The 17,011-nt window shown below is 69.9% G+C and carries 19 protein-coding genes; 6 read left to right on the top strand and 13 right to left on the bottom strand.

Annotation, left to right across the window (positions count from 1 at the left end; translation table 11 throughout):
* Positions 1-249, bottom strand: a complete 249-nt coding sequence (locus AC5Y7V_RS16765) for a hypothetical protein (protein WP_499881162.1) — start codon at positions 247-249, stop codon at positions 1-3.
* 165 nt (positions 250-414) lie between these two features.
* Here AC5Y7V_RS16765 and AC5Y7V_RS16760 point away from each other — a divergent pair, with 165 nt between their 5' ends.
* Both AC5Y7V_RS16760 and AC5Y7V_RS16755 read left to right on the top strand, forming a co-directional pair.
* Entirely contained in the window at positions 415-1,605 is a 1,191-nt protein-coding gene (locus AC5Y7V_RS16760; RefSeq protein ID WP_499881161.1) for an amidohydrolase family protein, read from the top strand.
* A gap of 11 nt (positions 1,606-1,616) precedes the next feature.
* Complete coding sequence (locus tag AC5Y7V_RS16755; RefSeq protein ID WP_499881160.1) at positions 1,617-3,338, top strand: N-acyl-D-amino-acid deacylase family protein; 1,722 nt, start codon at positions 1,617-1,619, stop codon at positions 3,336-3,338.
* Between the two features lie 10 nt (positions 3,339-3,348).
* Here AC5Y7V_RS16755 and AC5Y7V_RS16750 read toward each other — a convergent pair whose 3' ends face one another.
* The 5 genes from AC5Y7V_RS16750 to cobC are packed head-to-tail and all read right to left on the bottom strand — an operon-like array spanning position 3,349 to position 7,941.
* Positions 3,349-3,930, bottom strand: a complete 582-nt coding sequence (locus AC5Y7V_RS16750) for a TetR-like C-terminal domain-containing protein (protein WP_499881159.1) — start codon at positions 3,928-3,930, stop codon at positions 3,349-3,351.
* 22 nt (positions 3,931-3,952) lie between these two features.
* Complete coding sequence (locus AC5Y7V_RS16745; protein WP_499881158.1) at positions 3,953-5,044, bottom strand: bifunctional RNase H/acid phosphatase; 1,092 nt, start codon at positions 5,042-5,044, stop codon at positions 3,953-3,955.
* A complete protein-coding gene (locus tag AC5Y7V_RS16740; RefSeq protein WP_499881157.1) occupies positions 5,041-5,778 on the bottom strand; it encodes a zinc ribbon domain-containing protein in 738 nt (245 codons plus the stop codon). The genes AC5Y7V_RS16745 and AC5Y7V_RS16740 overlap by 4 nt, the downstream gene beginning before the upstream one ends.
* Complete coding sequence (locus tag AC5Y7V_RS16735; RefSeq protein ID WP_499881156.1) at positions 5,768-6,913, bottom strand: Nif3-like dinuclear metal center hexameric protein; 1,146 nt, start codon at positions 6,911-6,913, stop codon at positions 5,768-5,770. Before AC5Y7V_RS16735 ends, AC5Y7V_RS16740 begins: the two co-directional genes overlap by 11 nt.
* A complete protein-coding gene (cobC, locus tag AC5Y7V_RS16730; protein WP_499881155.1) occupies positions 6,910-7,941 on the bottom strand; it encodes an Rv2231c family histidinol phosphate aminotransferase CobC in 1,032 nt (343 codons plus the stop codon). Before cobC ends, AC5Y7V_RS16735 begins: the two co-directional genes overlap by 4 nt.
* Positions 7,942-7,998: 57 nt before the next feature.
* Between cobC and AC5Y7V_RS16725 the strand changes: the two genes are divergently transcribed.
* The 3 genes from AC5Y7V_RS16725 to AC5Y7V_RS16715 are packed head-to-tail and all read left to right on the top strand — an operon-like array spanning position 7,999 to position 9,954.
* The gene (locus AC5Y7V_RS16725) at positions 7,999-8,661 is read left to right on the top strand and encodes an HAD-IA family hydrolase (protein WP_499881154.1); all 663 of its coding nucleotides are present in this window, start codon (positions 7,999-8,001) and stop codon (positions 8,659-8,661) included.
* Entirely contained in the window at positions 8,654-9,145 is a 492-nt protein-coding gene (locus tag AC5Y7V_RS16720) for a low molecular weight protein-tyrosine-phosphatase (RefSeq protein WP_499881153.1), read from the top strand. The genes AC5Y7V_RS16725 and AC5Y7V_RS16720 overlap by 8 nt, the downstream gene beginning before the upstream one ends.
* A complete protein-coding gene (locus AC5Y7V_RS16715; RefSeq protein WP_499881152.1) occupies positions 9,145-9,954 on the top strand; it encodes an SURF1 family cytochrome oxidase biogenesis protein in 810 nt (269 codons plus the stop codon). Before AC5Y7V_RS16720 ends, AC5Y7V_RS16715 begins: the two co-directional genes overlap by 1 nt.
* On the opposite strand, the gene AC5Y7V_RS16710 is transcribed toward AC5Y7V_RS16715, so the two are convergent.
* On the bottom strand, positions 9,936-10,859 hold the full coding sequence (locus AC5Y7V_RS16710; RefSeq protein ID WP_499881151.1) for a cobalamin biosynthesis protein: 924 nt from the start codon (positions 10,857-10,859) through the stop codon (positions 9,936-9,938). The two genes, AC5Y7V_RS16715 and AC5Y7V_RS16710, sit on opposite strands and share 19 nt — an antisense overlap.
* Before the next feature lie 40 nt (positions 10,860-10,899).
* Positions 10,900-11,043 (bottom strand): hypothetical protein, encoded by a 144-nt coding sequence (locus AC5Y7V_RS16705; RefSeq protein WP_156766946.1) that lies wholly within the window; start codon positions 11,041-11,043, stop codon positions 10,900-10,902.
* A gap of 76 nt (positions 11,044-11,119) precedes the next feature.
* Between AC5Y7V_RS16705 and AC5Y7V_RS16700 the strand changes: the two genes are divergently transcribed.
* Positions 11,120-11,935: an oxygenase MpaB family protein gene (locus AC5Y7V_RS16700; RefSeq protein WP_499881150.1), complete on the top strand. Its 816-nt coding sequence runs from the start codon at positions 11,120-11,122 to the stop codon at positions 11,933-11,935.
* 85 nt (positions 11,936-12,020) lie between these two features.
* Here the strand turns inward: AC5Y7V_RS16700 and AC5Y7V_RS16695 are convergent, their stop codons facing one another.
* The 5 genes from AC5Y7V_RS16695 to AC5Y7V_RS16675 form a co-directional block, all read right to left on the bottom strand.
* Complete coding sequence (locus AC5Y7V_RS16695; protein WP_499881149.1) at positions 12,021-13,139, bottom strand: epoxide hydrolase family protein; 1,119 nt, start codon at positions 13,137-13,139, stop codon at positions 12,021-12,023.
* Between the two features lie 48 nt (positions 13,140-13,187).
* Positions 13,188-14,951 carry an MOSC domain-containing protein gene (locus AC5Y7V_RS16690; protein ID WP_499881148.1) on the bottom strand — a complete coding sequence of 588 codons (1,764 nt, stop codon included), beginning with the start codon at positions 14,949-14,951 and terminating at the stop codon, positions 13,188-13,190.
* Between the two features lie 133 nt (positions 14,952-15,084).
* A complete protein-coding gene (locus AC5Y7V_RS16685) occupies positions 15,085-15,648 on the bottom strand; it encodes a hypothetical protein (protein WP_499881147.1) in 564 nt (187 codons plus the stop codon).
* A 13-nt stretch (positions 15,649-15,661) separates the two neighbouring features.
* Positions 15,662-16,474: a hypothetical protein gene (locus AC5Y7V_RS16680; protein WP_499881146.1), complete on the bottom strand. Its 813-nt coding sequence runs from the start codon at positions 16,472-16,474 to the stop codon at positions 15,662-15,664.
* 192 nt (positions 16,475-16,666) lie between these two features.
* Positions 16,667-16,996: a hypothetical protein gene (locus AC5Y7V_RS16675; protein WP_499881145.1), complete on the bottom strand. Its 330-nt coding sequence runs from the start codon at positions 16,994-16,996 to the stop codon at positions 16,667-16,669.
* Positions 16,997-17,011 lie beyond the last annotated feature (15 nt).

The raw sequence follows: 17,011 nt of genomic DNA, 5'->3' as shown, positions 1-17,011 counted from the left end.
CTATCGCGCGGTGCGAATGACGAAGGCGTCGGTGCTCTCGTCGTAGCCGACCGTTTCGTCGACGAACAGCTCCCCAACCGCGTGGCCGTCCTCGGCAACCGCAATGAAGCGCGCCGCCTCCTGGTCGTAGGTCACCGACCCCTGCACGAACATCGCCGCGACCTCGCGCCCGTCGGCACCGAAAACGACAAGCTTCAAGCCTCCGGCATCCCTGAGGTACTGCGCCGCTTCGGCACGTGTCTTGGCCATCTGCCCGGATTCCTTCCGCTGGTGGTGGCTTTGAGTGTGCGCCCAGGGCGTCGCGTGTGCACGAGTGGCGCCCTGGGTTCCCACGAAAGCGCCCGCACCGCCAACTTCACATTCATTGCATAGATAGCATTGACAGCGCGGCAAAACCGACGATAGTCATCAGGTATGGCGCTGCTGCCAGACCCCGATCCCCGGCAGCGACAGCACGTCGTGATCTCGGTCGACGACCACGTCATCGAGCCGCCGGATCTGTTCATCGGCCGGCTCCCCGCGGCGCTGTCCGACCGCGCCCCCAAGGTCGTCGAGACCGACGACGGGCGCCAGGTGTGGCGTTACGAGGGTCGCGAGTATCCCAACATCGGCCTCAACGCGGTGATCGGACGACCCCGCGAGGAATGGAGCATGGAGGCCGCCCGGTTCGACGAAATGCGGCCCGGCTGTTGGGATGTCGACGCGCGGATCGCCGACATGGACCTCGCCGGCATCTGGGCATCGCTGAACTTCCCGTCGCTGATCGCCGGGTTCGCCGGCACCGTCTTCTGGAAGAGCGACGACCTGGAGCTGGGCCTGGCCACCCTGCGGGCCTGGAACGACTGGCACCTCGAGGCGTGGGCCGGCGCCTATCCCGACCGGATCATCCCGCTGCAGCTGCCGTGGCTGGCCGACCCGCAACTCGCGCCCGACGAGGTCCGCCGCAACGCCGCACGCGGCTTCAAGGCCGTTAGCTTCCCCGAGCTGCCGGCCCAATGCGGAATCCCGAGCCTGCACAGCGGCGCGTGGGATCCGTTCTTCGCCGCCTGCGAGGAGACCGGCACCGTGGTCTGCCTGCACACCGGATCCGCGCAGTGGGCCCCAATCCCCGCCCCGGACACGCCCTTCGAGACCATCACCACGCTGTTCCCGGTGAACGCTCTGGTCGCGTGCGCGGACATGCTGTGGTCGGGCATCCCGGTGCGCTTCCCGGGGCTGAACATCACGCTGGCCGAGGGCGGTCTCGGCTGGGCGGCCATGCTCGGCGACCGCGCCGATTACGTTCTGGCGCACTCCGCTTCGGGCCACGAGGGCGGCGCGTGGAAGAGCGACCTGCTGCCCAGCGAGGTGCTGCGGCGCAACTTCTGGTTCTGCTCGATCGACGACCCGCACGCCTTCGGCACGCTGGACGCGATCGGGGCCGACCGCATCCTCGTCGAAAGCGACTACCCGCACGCCGACTCGACGTGGCCCGACACCCAGCAGGTGGTGGCGCGCAACGTCGCCGGCCTGTCGGAACAGGACGCAGCCCGGATCACCCACCGCAACGCGGCGCAGCTGTTCCGCCACCCGCTGCCCGACGAGGGGTGGCTCGCCAGAACGTAGGAGGCCTGCAAGTGCTTGATTTGTTGATCCGCGACGCCGAGATCGTCGACGGCACCGGGGCACCCGCCCGCCACGGCGACGTCGGCGTCAGCGACGGGCGCATCGTCGCCGTGGGCGACATCGACGACATGGCCGCCAAAACCGTTGACGCCCAAGGGCAGACACTGACGCCGGGGTTCGTGGACCTGCACACCCACTACGACGCGCAGCTGTTCTGGGACCCGACGGCCAGCCCGTCGGTGCAGCACGGCGTCACCACCGTCTTCGGCGGCAATTGCGGCTTCACGCTGGCGCCCGCAACGCCCGACCAGCACGACTACCTCACCCGGATGCTGGCGCGGGTGGAGGGGATGCCGCTGGACGCGCTGCGAGCCGGCCTGGACTGGGACTGGGCATCGTTCGGCGACTGGCTCGGCCGCCTCGACGGGCGCACCGCGGTCAACGCCGGCTTCCTGGTTGGCCATTCGGCGCTGCGACTCGCCGCGATGGGCGTCGACGGCGTCGGCGGCGAGGCGACACCGGAACACATCGAAAAGATGGTCGCGGTGCTGCACGACGCGCTGGCGGCCGGCGCGCTCGGGTTGTCGACCTCGCAGTCGCCCACCCACAACGACGGCGCCGGGCGGCCGGTGCCGTCGCGCAGCGCATCACGACAGGAACTGGTGACCCTCGCGGCCGCGCTCCGCGACCACCCGGGCACCACGCTCGAGGCCATCATCGCCGGCTGCCTTTCGGGCTTCACCGACGACGATATCGCACTGCTCACCGACATGTCGGTGGCCGCGGACCGCCCGCTGAACTGGAACCTGCTCGGCGTCTCGGCGGCCAACCCGACCGGACACGAAAAGCAATTGCGCGCCTACGACGCCGCGGCCCAGCGCGGCGGCCGGGTGGTGGCGCTGACCCTGCCGCAAGCCATGAAGATCCGGCTGTCGTTCCTGTCCGGCTTCGTGCTCGACGGGCTGCCCGGCTGGCGCGACACGATGCACCTGCCGGTGCCCGAACGGCTTGTCGCGCTTGCCGATCCGCAGGTACGCCGCCGCCTCGCCGAGGGCGCCGCCTCGAAGGAGGCCGGCATGCTGCGCGGCCTCGCGCAATGGGACCGGCTCGTCATCGTCGAGACGTTCGCACCCGAGAACGCCGACGCCACCGGCCGCAGCGTCGGCGAAATCGCCGCCTCCCGCGGGGGCGAGCCCTTCGACACGCTGCTGGACATCGTGATCGCCGACGAGCTGCGCACCGGCCTGTCCCCGCCGCTGACCGGTGACGACGCGGCGGACTGGCGGGCGCGCGCCGAGGTGTGGCAGCACCCGGGCGCGGTGATCGGCGGATCGGACGCGGGCGCCCACCTCGACATGATGTGCGGCGCCATCTATACGACATCGCTGCTGGGCCGCGGCGTCCGCGAGCATCAGGTTGTCACGCTCGAGGAGGCGGTCCGGCTGATCACCGACGTGCCGTCCCGGTTCTACGGGCTGACCGAACGCGGCCGCATCGAGCCCGGCTGGCATGCCGACCTGGTGCTGTTCGACCCGGCCACGGTCGACCACGGGCCCGAGCGGACCCGGTACGACCTGCCCGCCGGCGCGCCGCGACTGGTCGCCGACGCGTACGGGATCACCTCGGTGCTGGTCGGTGGCGTCGAGGTCTGCCGCGACGGTGAAGCTACCGGCGCCCTGCCCGGGACCGTGCTGCGGTCCGGGCGCGACACCGAGACGGTCAAAGCCTCGTGACCAGCCGCGCCTATTTTCGCCCCAGCGCGTGCCACGCCATCTCGGCAACCGCCTCGCAGTAGCGGTCGTCGACTGGCATGTCGGAGTAGAGGGCACGAACGTTCAGCGGCGCCAGGACGATCTGTACAGCGGCCAGGGTGTTGACGTCGTCACGCAAGTCGCCGCGTTTCCTGGCCCGGTCGACGACCTCGCGCACCACCGCGAAACGGGCCTCCCACACCATCATTCGCGTCTCTTCGTCGTGCGGTCCGCGACGGTCCATGACCAGCGCCCGCATAAACGTGCGGCCCTCCCGGCTGTTGATTCGATGGGCCAGCTTCCGCGCCAACGCCAGCAGGTCCCCGCGCAGCGAGCCGGTGTCGGCGATCGAACTGTAGGCCTCCGCATCGGCCAGGGCCGCGGCGACGATGAGTCGCTGCCGGGTGCCCCAGTGACGGTGGATCATCGCGGGATCGAGGTGATGACGTTCCGCCAAGGCCTCGATGCTGAACCGCTCGACGCCCCAGCGGGTCAGTTCATCGAGCGCCGCGTCCATCACCCGCGCCCGGACTTCCGCCGACAAAGGCGGATCGGGCGGTTGAGACGGCTGCATCGATGTCCCCCTTATAGCCCGGCTACAGATAGCCCGTCTGGTTTACCAGCCGCACCGACGACGCCCCATCCGAGTAGAACTCTGCGATGCTCAGCGACGCCAAATCAAGGTGCAACCGGTACAGGATGCCAGGCCCGGCATCCAGCGCCAGCCGCAGCAGCATCTTGATCGGCGTGACGTGGGAAACCACCAGCACCGTCGCGCCCGCGTGTGACTCGGTGATTCGTTCGCGAACCCGAAGCACCCGGTCGAGCACGGCGTCGAAGCTTTCACCGCCCGGCGGCGTCGTGCTGGTGTCGCGCAGCCACCGCCGGTGCAGCTCCGGATCACGTTCGGCCGCTTCGACGAACGTCAGCCCCTCCCACGCGCCGAAGTCCGTCTCGATCAGGTCGTCGTCCACCGTGACGTCCAGCCCGAGCGCCTTGGCCGCCGCCGCCGCGGTGTCGTAGGCCCGCTGCAACGGCGAGGAGATCACGGCGGCGATCCCGCCGCGCTCCGCGATGTATCGCGCCGCGGCCCCGGCCTGCCGGCGCCCCACCTCCGTCAGTGCCGGGTTGCCGCGACCCGAGTAGCGGCGTTCCGCCGACAGTTCCGTCTGCCCGTGCCGCAGTAACAGCAGCCGGGTCGGGGTGCCCCGCGCCCCGGTCCAGCCGGGCGACGTCTTGGCCTCGGCCGCAACGCTTTTGGTGGGCTCCGCCGGCTCGTCGATGTCCGCCGCGGCGTCCATCGCCTCGTTGGCCAGCCGGTCGGCGTGCGAGTTCTGGGCCCGGGGCACCCAGGCGTAGGAGATCCGGTCGAACCGCGACGCCAGTTTTCGGGCCTGCGCGTGCAGCTCGATCAGGTCGGGATGCTTGACTTTCCACCGCCCGGACATCTGCTCGACCACCAGCTTGGAGTCCAAGAAGGCCTCGACCTCGGTGGCCCCCATTTGCAGGGCGTCGTCCAAACCGGCTATCAGGCCGCGATATTCGGCGACGTTGTTGGTCGCCACGCCGATGGCCTGCTTGGTCTCGGCCAGCACCGTCGAGCGGTCCGCGGTGCGGACCACCGCGCCGTAGCCGGCCGGGCCGGGGTTGCCGCGCGACCCGCCGTCGGCTTCGACGATTACCTTCACTGGTCGAAGCCCTTGACCCGCAACAGGATCGCGCCGCACTCCGGGCAGCGCACCAGCTCGTCCTCGGGGGCGGCCGAGATGCGCGACAGTTCGGTGCGGCCGATCTCGATCCGGCAGGCGCCGCACCGATGTCCGAGCAGCGGCCCGGCCCCCGGCCCTCCCCGGGCGCGCTGCCGCTCGTACATGGCGGACAGGTCGGGATCCAGCCCCGCGGACAGGGTGTCGCGTCGCGTCGAACGAACCTGGCGCGCCTCGTCGATTTCGGCGACCGCGGCGTCGAGAGCCTCCTGCGCGACGGCGAGTTCGGACTCCAACGCCTCGACGGCCCGCTGCTCGCCGTCCAGCTGGGCCTGCAACTCCTCGCGCCGCTCCATCACCTCCAGCAGCGAATCCTCGAGACTGGTTTGACGCCGAAGCAGGGTCTCGAGCTCGTGCTGCAAGTCCGACAGTTGTTTGGCGTCGGTCGCACCGGACGTGAGCATCGAGCGGTCCCGGTCCTCGCGTTGCCGCACCGCCTCGATCTCCGACTCGAACCGCGACACCTGGGCGTCCAAGTCTTCCAACGCGATCCGCAGCGCGCCCAACCGGTCGGCGGCGGCGCTGTGGTCAGCCCGGATCCGCTCGACCGCCTCCTGCTGGGGCAGGTGGGAGGCCTGGTGCGCGATGCGCGACAGCTCCGCATCCAGCTTCGACAATTCGAGTAGTGACAGTTGCTGTGTGACCTCAGCTTTCATGTTTTCTCTCCCCGCTGTTAGTGCCAAGGTCCCATGGGTCCGTGCGGATGGTGCACACCCGCACGGGCAGCGCCTCCCCGAACCGGGACCGCAGTATGCCGGCGGCCTGCTCGCACCAGGGGAATTCGCTCGCCCAGTGCGCCACGTCGACCAGCGCCACGCTCGAGGCCCGGCGATGCTCGTCGGCCGGATGGTGCCGCAGGTCGGCGGTGACGTACGCCTGCACGTCCGCGCGGGCCGCGGCGGCCAGCAGCGAATCCCCGGCGCCGCCGCACACGGCGACCCGCGACACGGGCGCGTCGGGATCCCCGGACGCGCGCACGCCCCACGAGGTCGGCGGCAGCGCGGCGCCGACGCGGGAAACGAAGCTGCGCAACGGTTCCGGTCGGGGCAGCGTGCCGACGCGGCCCAACCCGGCGTCGCCGGGCGGGGGCACCAGCGCGAAGATGTCGAACGCGGGCTCCTCGTAGGGATGGGCGCCGCGCATCGCCGCCAGCACCGCTGCGCGGGCGCGAGCCGGTGCGACGACCTCGAACCGGTCCTCGGGCACCCGTTCGACGCTGCCGACGCTGCCGATCGCCGGCGAGGCCCCCTCGTGCGGCAGGAACTGCCCGATGCCGCTCACGCTCCAGCTGCAGTGTGAATAGTCGCCGATGTGGCCGGCGCCGGCGTCGAACACGGCCTGCTGCACCGCCTCGGCGTTTTCGCGCGGCACGTAGACGACCCACTTGTCGAGATCGCCCGCCGCCGTGACCGGTTCGAGCACGGCCTCGACGGTCAGCCCGAGGGCGTCGGCCAGCGCATCGGACACGCCCGGGGAGGCGGAGTCGGCGTTGGTGTGCGCGGTGAACAGCGAACGGCCGGTGCGGATCAGGCGATGCACCAGCGCGCCCTTGGGTGTGCTGGCCGCCACGGTGTCGACCCCGCGCAGCAGCAAAGGGTGGTGGGCCAGCAGCAGCCCGCCGTCGGGAACCTCGCCGACGACGGCCGGTGTCGCGTCGACGGCGACGGTCACCGAGTCCAGCATGTCGTCGGGGTCGCCGCACACCAGGCCGACGGAATCCCACGATTGCGCGAGCTGCGGCGGGTACGCCCCGTCGAGCACGTCGATCACGTCGGCCAGCCGCACGCTCACCGGGCCGCCTCCGCGATGGCCTGGACCAGCAGTGGCCACTCCCGTCGCACCGCCGCCCGCAGGTACCGGTCGTCCAGGCCGACGAAGGTGTCGCACCGGCGAACGGCAATCCCCCTGCGCTCCAAGGCGTTTCGTATCCGATCGGCGTTGGGCAGGCGGAACAGGACGAACGGGCCCCGGCCGTCGACCACGTCGGCGCCCACCGAGACCAGGCCCGCCACCATCTCGGCGCGCAGCTCCGCCAGTCGCCGCGCGCCGGCGGCCGCCTCGGCGACGGCCCGCGGCTCGCAGCAGTCCGCGATCGCCGTCAGCTGCAGGGTCCCCACCGGCCAGTGCGCGCGCCGCGCGGTCAGCCGCGCCAACAGCTCCGGCGCGCCCAGGGCGTAACCCACCCGCAGCCCGGCCAGCGCCCACGTCTTGGTCAGGCTGCGCAGCACCAGCACGTCGGGCAGCGGGTCGCCGGCCAGCGACTCCGGCTCGCCGGGAACGGAGTCGGCGAACGCCTCGTCGACCACCAGGATCCGACCGGGCCGGCGCAGCGCGAGCAGCTGCTCGCGGGTGTGCAGCACCGAGGTGGGGTTCGTCGGGTTGCCCACCACGACGAGGTCGGCGTCGTCGGGTACCCGCGCGCCGTCCAGGCGGAATGGGGGCTCGACGACCACGTGCTGCACCGGCACCCCGGCCGCGCCCAGCGCCACGGCCGGCTCGGTGAACGACGGCGCCACGATCGCCGCCCGCGCCGGGCACAGGTTGGGCAACAACGCGAAGCCCTCGGCCGCGCCGGCCAGCGGCAGCACCTCGTCGCGGGTGCGGCCGTGCCGCCCGGCGGCCGCGTCCTGCGCCCGGTGCACGTCCGGCAGGCCCGGGTAGCGCGCCAGGTCGGGCAGCCGTGCGGCCAGCCGGCCCGTCAGCCACTCCGGCGGCTGCGCGTGCCGGACGTTGACGGCGAAGTCGAGCATCCCGGGCGCCACGGCCTGATCGCCGTGATAGCGCGCCGCCGCTGGCGGGCTCGGGTTCAGAGTCGCCATCCGAGAAACACTAGTGGGCCGCCGTAAGGGCGTGCGGCCATCTAGGACAATGGTCTGGTGACAGGCACGACCTCCGATTGCCCGGAGCTGGTGATCTTCGATCTCGACGGCACGCTGACCGACTCGGCGGAAGGGATCGTGGCCAGCTTCCTGCACGCGCTCGAGCACGTCGGGGCCGCCGTGCCCGAGGGCGACCTGGCCGCGCAGATCGTCGGGCCGCCCATGGACGACACCTTCCGCACGATGTTCGGCGACTCCGCCGAGGACGCCATCACGGCCTTCCGGGCCGAGTACGGCGCCCGCGGCTGGGCGATGAACACGCTGTTCGACGGCATCGAGCCGCTGCTGGCCGACCTGCGCGCGGCCGGCGTCCGGCTCGCCGTGGCGACCTCCAAGCTGGAACCGACGGCGCGGCGCATCCTGGCCCATTTCGGGCTGGACGGGTACTTCGAGGTGATCGCCGGCGCGGCCCCCGACGGCTCGCGCAAGAGCAAGGAGGAGGTGCTGGCCCACGCCCTCGAACAGCTCCAGCCGCTGCCCCAGCGGGTCCTGATGGTCGGCGACCGCAGCCACGACGTGCATGGCGCGGCCGCGCACGGCATCGACACCGTGGTGGTCGGCTGGGGCTACGGCCGCGACGACTTTCACGGGGGCTTCAGCCTCGCCGGCGTGACACACGCCTCGACCGTGCCGGAGTTGCGGAGGGCCCTCGGTGTCTGAGCGCCTGCATGTCACCTTCGTCTGCACCGGCAACATCTGCCGCTCCCCGATGGCCGAGAAGATGTTCGCCGACCAACTGCAGCGGCGCGGCCTCGGCGACGCGGTCCGGGTGACCAGCGCGGGCACCGGCAACTGGCATGTCGGCAGTTGCGCCGACGACCGGGCCACCCGCGTGCTGCATGCCCACGGCTATCCCACCGCCCACTGCGCCGCGCAGCTCAACGACGACCACCTCGCCGCCGACCTGGTGGTGGCCTTGGGCCGCAACCACGTTCGGATGCTGCGTCAGCTGGGCGTGCAGGACGACCGGATCCGGATGCTGCGGTCGTTCGACCCGCGCTCGGGTGCGCACGCCCTCGACGTCGAGGACCCCTACTACGGCGACCACGATGACTTCGAGGACGTCTTCACCGTCATCGAGGCCGCCCTGCCCGGCCTGCACGCCTGGGTCGACGAACGGCTCGCGGAAAACGGGCACGCTTAATGCGGCGCATTGCGTTCCTGCTGCGGCCGGGCTGGATAGCCCTGGCGGTGGTGGTGATCGCCTTCACCTACCTGTGTTTCATGGTGCTCGCGCCGTGGCAGCTGGGGAAGAACACCAGGACGTCGCGGGAGAACCACCAGATCGAGTACTCCCTCAACACCCCGCCCGTCCCGTTGAAAACCTTGCTGCCCCAGCAGGATTCGTTGGCGCCGGGCGCGCAGTGGCGCCGGGTGACGGCGACCGGGCACTACCTGCCCGACGTGCAGGTGCTGGCCCGCCTGCGGGTGGTCGAGGGCGATCAGGCGTTCGAGGTGCTCGCGCCTTTTGTCGTCGACGACGGCCCCACCGTGCTCGTCGACCGGGGCTACGTGCGGCCCGAGCCGGGATCGCATGTCCCCCCGATCCCCCGCCCGCCGGCGGAGACGGTGACCGTCACCGCGCGGCTGCGCGACTCTGAACCCACCGTGGCGGGCAAGGATCCCTTCGTCAGAGACGGTGTGCAGCAGGTGTATTCGATCAACACCGAACAGGTCTCGGCGTTGACGAAGGTGCCGCTGGCCGCGTCGTATCTGCAACTGGTCGACAACCAGCCCGGCGGACTGGGCGTGATCGGCGTGCCGCACCTCGACGCGGGACCGTTCCTGTCCTACGGCATCCAGTGGATTTCGTTCGGCATCCTCGCGCCCATCGGGTTGGGCTATTTCGTCTACTCCGAGCTGCGGGTGCGCCGCCGGGAAAAGCAACAAAGCGCCGCCGCGCCGGCGACCGTCGAGGAGAAGCTCGCCGACCGCTACGGACGCCGCCGATAGGCCACGAGCCCGACGGACAACGCCGCGGCCGCCTGGACCGCCCGCGACAGCGCCACCGCGCGGCGCAGGTCGGCCTCCTCGGGGGCCCGCCCGTCCCCGAGCGTGGGCCGAATCTGTAGCTCGTGGCGATACTGCGTGGGCCCGCCCAGGCGAACGCCCAGCGCCCCCGCGAAGGCCGCCTCGACCACCCCGGCGTTGGGGCTGGGATGCCGGGCCGCGTCGGCGCGCCAGGCTCGCAACGCCCCGGCCGGCGAGCCCGAGACGAGCGGTGCGCACAGCACCACCAGCGCCGCGGTCACCCGCGCGGGGACGTAGTTGGCCGCGTCATCCAATCGCGCCGCGGCCCAACCGAATCGGAGGTAGCGCGGGGAGCGGTGGCCGATCATCGAATCCAGCGTGTTGATGCCGCGGTAGGCCAGCACCGCGGGCGCCCCGCCCGCCGCCGCCCACAGCAACGGCGCCACCTCGGCGTCCGAGGTGTTCTCCGCGACCGATTCGAGCGCCGCGCGCGTCAGGCCGGCGGCGTCGAGCCGGGCAGGGTCGCGCCCGCACAACGACGGCAGCAGCCGTCGGGCGGCGTCGACGTCACCGCGCTCCAACAACCGCGACATCTCCTGGCCGGTGCGACCCAACGACGTTCCGCCCAGGCAGACCCAGGTCGCCGCGGCGGTGGCCAGCGGCCCGCCCCGGCGCGCGGCGGCCGCGCCGAGCAGCGTCACCGCGCCGACCAGCAGGCCCACGTGCAGCGCGCCGGCGACCTTCGCGTCGCGATAGGTGCCGCGCTCCACCGCCGCGGCCGCCCGGCCGAACAGCGCGACCGGATGGCCCCGTCTGGGGTCACCCAGCGCGAGGTCGGCGAGGTAGCCGGCCAGCACGCCGGCGCTTCGGGCCCGAGTCGCACACACCCGGGCAGCGTCTCACACCGCCGCGACCGGGGGCGGCGCGCTAGATGGCCAAAATGGCCGCCACGATCACCACGACGATCAGCAGGCCCACCACCCACCACAGCAATGCGTCGGGGTCGGCGGTCGGTGACAGGTTGGGCGCGCGCGGCAGCGGGCGGATGGGGTTACCGGGTTGGGTACTCATCGTGCAGGTCTGCCCGTTTTTCCGCGGATATAACGGTTTGCCGTGGTGTACTCGACTCCATGAGGGGTAATCCGCGATGAAGCGGCCCGCAACCCGGATCGCGGATTTGCTGAACCCGGCGGCGATGTTGCTGCCCGCCGCGAACGTGATCATGCAGTTGTCCCTGCCCGGCGTCGGCTACGGGGTGCTGGAAAGCCCGGTGGACAGCGGCAACGTCTACAAGCATCCGTTCAAGCGGGCCCGCACCACGGGGACCTATCTGGCCGTCGCGGCCATCGGGTCCGAGTCGGACCGAGCGTTGATCCGCGACGCCGTGGACGTCGCGCACCGGCAGGTTCGCTCGACATCGTCAAGCCCGGTGTCCTACAACGCTTTCGATCCGAAGCTGCAGCTGTGGGTGGCCGCTTGCCTGTACCGCTATTTCGTCGACCAGCACGAGTTCCTGCACGGTCCGCTGGACGACGCCACCGCCGAGTCGGTCTATCGCGACGCCAAACGGCTGGGGACCACCCTGCAGGTTCCCGAGCGCATGTGGCCGCCGGACCTGGCCGCGTTCGACGAGTACTGGAAGCGTTCCCTCGACGAGCTGCGCATCGACCCGCCGGTGCGCGAACACCTGCACGGCGTGGCCTCGATGGCGTTTCTGCCGCTGCCGCTGCGGGCGCTGGGCGGGCCGCTCAACCGGTTCGCGACGACGGGATTCTTGGCCCCGGAGTTCCGCGCGATGATGGAGCTGGACTGGTCGCAGGCCCAGCAGCGCCGATTCGAGTGGCTGCTGACCGCCCTGCGCCTGGCCGACCGGCTCATCCCGCACCGGGCTTGGGTCTTCGGCTATCAGCTTTACCTGTGGGACATGCGCTTTCGGGCGCGCCGGGGTTGGCGCATCGTCTAGCGCGCCACTTGCCCCCGTCGAGCGTGCAAATGGCGACGCTTCCACGGCGTGTCGCGTCGTGAAAAGCACGCTCGGCGAAGGCGGGTCAGCGCACCGTCGCGAAGAATGCGCGCACGTCGTCCACGAACAGTTCCGGTTGCTCGAACGCGGCGAAATGCCCGCCGCGCGGCATGTCCGTCCAGTGCGTGATGTTGTACACGGGCTCGCACCAGCTCCGCGGCGCCTTCAGCAGCTCGCCCGGGAAAGCGCTGACACCGGTGGGTAATTCGACCCGGTCCAGCTGGCCAAAGACGCGGAAGCTTTCCCAGTACAACCGGGCGGACGACGCGCCGGTCGCGGTCACCCAGTACATCATCACGTTGTCCAGCAGCTCGTCGCGGGCGAACACGTTCTCGGGGTGCCCGTCACAATCGGCCCACGCCCAGAACTTCTCGACGATCCACGCCAGCTGCCCCACCGGCGAATCGACCAGCCCGTAGCCCAGCGTCTGCGGCCGGGTGGACTGCTGCTTGGAGTAGCCGGTGCCCCACTGGCGGTGCTCGGCCATCGACGTCAGCGCGCGTTGCTCCTCCGGGGTCGGGTTGGCCAGCGATTCCTTGGTGGGCCGCCCGATCGGCATGTTCAGGTGAATGGCCGCGCAATGGCCTCGATTTCGGCCGATCTGCGTGGTGACGGCGGCGCCCCAGTCGCCGCCCTGGGCGCCGTAGCGGTCGTAGCCGAGGCGCAGCATGAGCGTCTCCCACGCCTCGGCGATCCTCTCGACGCCCCATCCGGTGCGGGTGGGCTTGCCCGAAAAGCCGTATCCCGGCAGCGACGGGCACACCACGTGAAAGGCGTCCGCGGCGCGCCCCGACGCCGGATTGGTCAGCGGTTCGATCACCTTGTGGAACTCCACGATTGAGCCCGGCCAGCCGTGGGTGATGAGCAGCGGGAAGGCGTCGTCGTGCGGCGAGCGTTGGTGGATGAAATGAATGTCCAGCCCGTCGATTTCGGTGACGAACTGGTCGAAGCGGTTGAGCGCTGCCTCGCGGGACCGCCAGTCATACTCGGTGGCCCAGTAGTCGGCGAGCTCGCGGGTGTAGGCCAGCGGAATGCCCTGGCTCCAGTCGTCGACGCATTCGGCCTCCGGCCACCGGGTGCGCGCCAGGCGCGAGCGCAGATCGTCGAGAACATCGTCGGCAACGTCGATCCGAAACGGCTTCACCCGTTCATAGTGTCGTGCGGGCAACCGGGAGTAAACCGGGGGTCGAAGTTATAGGTCGACGGTGACGGCCTCGGTGGGTTGCGCACAGCAAATGAGAATGTTTCCGGGCGCAGGGGGTTCAAGCGGCATCGGGTCGTACTGGACCTGCCCGGACAGAAGTGCCGTCTCGCAGTTGTGACAGACACCGGTACGGCATGACCATCGGGTGGGGACATCGCAGGCCTCGGCGAACTCGAGCAGGCTCCCGTAACCCGGTCCCCACGGCGCCGAGATGTCACTGCGCGCAAACTCGATCCTGGGGCCGGGCCCCGGCGGACCCGACGGGAGGTGGGGCGGCACCAGGGTCTGCGTAATTCCCGGGGTGAGCGCGGCCACCGCCCCGAATGTTTCCATGTGGATGCGCCCGGCGCCGAGACCGCACGCCACCAGCGCGGCGCTCAGTTCGGTCATGAAATCGGCCGGGCCGCAGAGATATGCGCTGGCGTCGGTTGGAAGGCCGAGCGAGCTGAGCGCCTCGACCGACAGCCTTCCGCGGACACCGTAGTCGATGCCCGCCCGGTCACCGGAGTTCGGCCGTGAGTAGAACACGTGGGTTCGGCTGTGCGGCAATTGGTTAAGCAGCGCAGCGCTTTCCTGCGCGAAGGGGTGTTCGTCGCCGTTGCGCGCGCCGTGCAACCACCAGATCTCACGATCCGAATTCGTCGACGCGAGCAGATGCAGCATCGAGAGCACCGGGGTTACGCCGACGCCGGCGGAAAGCAGGATGACCGGGGCGTCCTGATCCGTGAGGAAGAAGGTTCCCCGCGGCGCGGCGACGTCGATCACGTCGCCCGCCCGAACCGAGGCATGAATGTATTGGCTTGCCAGGCCGTGTGGTTCGCGCTTCACGCTGATCCGGTATCGATCGGAGCCGGGCCAGTTCGACAGCGAGTAGTTGCGGATCAGCGCCCCCCGGTCGGCCGTGGCCGGTAGCCGCAGCGTTATCGATTGACCCGGCAGCCACGTCGGCAAACTCGACCCGGCGGGATCGGCCAGGAAAACCGAGCGCACGTGCGCGCTCTCGTCGTGAGTCGCGGTCACCTCCAGCGGACGAAACCCCTGCCATGCCGGCGGTGGACTGCTCGCGGCCGCCGTCAGGCCGACGTTGCCCGCTGGTGTCGACGTGTCGTCGGCCTGCCGAACCAGGCTCTGCAGGGACGCCTTCCACCCGTCGCTGAGCGCGGGTATCCGAAGGGCCCGTTCCAGCGCGGCACGCGGATGTCCGGGCAGGTATAGCAGGGCGTCGATTTCGGCGACGGTGACCTGTTCGGGACCGGACGCGACCTTGACGATCTCCTGCCCGGCCTCCACTTCTCCCTCGGCGATCACCCTGAAGTAAAACCCCGGCCGTCGATGCGACACCAGCAGCGCCGCCATGCGCGGCTCGCCGATACGCAGCCCGGCGCGATAGCACGTCACGCGCGGCTGGGTGACCTCGAAGGTCGCCCGGCCGATCTGGTAACGGTCACCGATGCACACCTCGTCGTCGGCCAACCCTTCGACGGTGAAATTCTCACCGAAGCAGCCCGGGGAGAGGTCGTCCCGGCCAAATTCCTTCGCCCAGTGCCGATAAGAGTCGAGTTGGTACACCATGACAGCCCGGTTTTCGCCGCCATGGCCCTCGAGGTCGCCTTGCGCGTCCCCGTCGACGTTGAGCCGTCGGACCATCCGCGGGCCGGCGACCGGATCCTTGAAGGCGCCGGTGTAGACGGTGCGGTTGTTCCACGGAATATCCCGCGGTGGGCCGACATTTACCGAAACCAGCGTCGCCATGCGTTGCCTCCTGCCGAAGCCCGCTCAGTCAACCCGCACAACCGTCCGAATGCAACGGCGATAAGCCCTAAGGGCGGCACGCGCGTAACGCCATGGCGGGAAAATCGACAAACGGCACGTGACCCACTGAGGGTCACGGTTGGCGGGTGGGCGCCGTGGGTTTGGGACCGGCGGACGGGGCAGGTGGTGTGGTGGTGGGCGCGAGGATCGGGCCGTTGCTGGGGCCGGGTCGAGGCCCTGTCGGTGCGGGTGTCGCGCATCCAAGCGGCACCGTGGCGCCCCAGTTGGTGATCGGTCCGTGATTCGCCTCGTCCACGGTCGTACCGCGGGCAAAACCGTCGCCATTGATCTGGCCGGTGTAGTGACCGCGGGGTCCGCTGTCCCAGCGGATGGTGAAGTCGATGGTTGTGCGGTCGATGCCGCCGCTGACCGTGCCCTTCATTGCGGTTTTGCCCGACGAGTCCAACGCACTCGCGCCGCCGCTGGCGCTGGGGCCGGTCGACCTGAATTGCACGATAAAGCCGTTGGCTTGGCGCAAAGAGTAATCACCGATGAACTGATACCGGTCACACACCGGGTCGAGCGGCAGCGGCGGCCGCGCTCCTGCCAGCGACGGGACGGACAGGAGCCCTGCCGCGACGAGGGCCGTTGCAGCACAGAGCAATCCAGATTTATCGCCGATGCTGAGACGCGACATCGCAACTCCTTGCCTAGAACGCCACATTCGTCTCTTGGTGACCGATTTCCTGAGTCTGCTTTCCGCTGGCGTCGTGGCACGAGACCACCACGTGGTAGTTGGTATTCGTGTTCACACCGTTGAAGGTCAGATCCTTACTCCCGTTCGGATTGACCGTGAAGTCGCGGTGGGTATTGAACGGGGTCGAGTCGTAGGTGCACTTCGCGGTCAGGGCCGACGAGTTCGTAACCGTGGCCGTGATGCTGCCCAAATGCGGAGGACCGAACGACAACTGGATCGCGTTGGTCACCGGCGCGGCGGCGGGCGGAGCGGCCGGAACCGGCGCCGGGGCGGCGGGCGGGGGGGCAGCCGGGGGCGGTGCCGCAGTCACCGCACAGGTGAATTTGACATCGGTGTGCCAATCGGCCCGGTGGTTTTGGCTGTCCGTTGTGACACCTAACACCACCGCGCCGTCGTTATTGATGCTGGCTGTGTAATGCCCTAGCCCACGCGTCCAGTTGACAGTGAAATCAATGTTGTTTCCGTTCACTCCTCCTTCGGGGTCACCGCCCACGTCAAATTTCTGGTTGCCCTGAAACACGTTGGCTATGGCGCCGCCTACCCGAGTTCCTTGCCACGGGATGTCGGCTCGCTGACCGTTGCCCTGGCTGATCGGCATGTTCCCGCTGTATTGCCACTGCGAGCACGCGGGGCTCAGTGGCATCGGCGGGGCCGCCTGGGTGAGCGGGCTCGACGCCAACCCCCCCACTACGCTCAGCGTGGCCGCGCCGAGGAAGGCCGCGGCTAGGCTGCGGCTGCTCAATGTGGTCGACGATTGCTTGGTCATGCGATGTCTCCAATGCTGCCGAAACGGATGCGGCCTACTCATCTCCCCAAAACCGCAGCTCAGTGGCGGATTCGACGCTATGCCGTTTCGAGCGACGGAGAAATAAGGGATTTCCCTACTCTTTTCGACGTTGCCCCGCCCCTACCGGTGCGGCCGAGTGCGCCGGCGGTGGATAGCAGTCGAGCAGCGCGCTTAGTCGTTCACCGACGGGGCGCCGTCGTCCCGGTACCAGCTACCGCGAACGCGGTCTTCGACTGCGGGATTGAGCTGTTGCGGCTCCATGCCCGCGCGCCGGCAGACCTGCTCCACGGTGTCCGCGGAGTCGGCCTCGAAAATCCCGAACATCCATTCGCCGGCGGGAACCGCCATCGTCAGCACGCGTCGCACCGATGCGCCGCCGGCCGACACCGACTGCGACGATTCGTCGAGCGTGGCGGCGATCCGGTCGATCTCGTCTTGGTCGAGCTCGCCGCGGTACCACTCCGCGAGGAAGTACCGCGTGCCCTGCCCACGACCGCTCATCGCCGAGACGCTACG

The sequence above is a fragment of the Mycobacterium sp. NGS34 genome (assembly GCF_059812845.1).
This window is presented reverse-complemented; position numbering and strand designations above follow the sequence as displayed.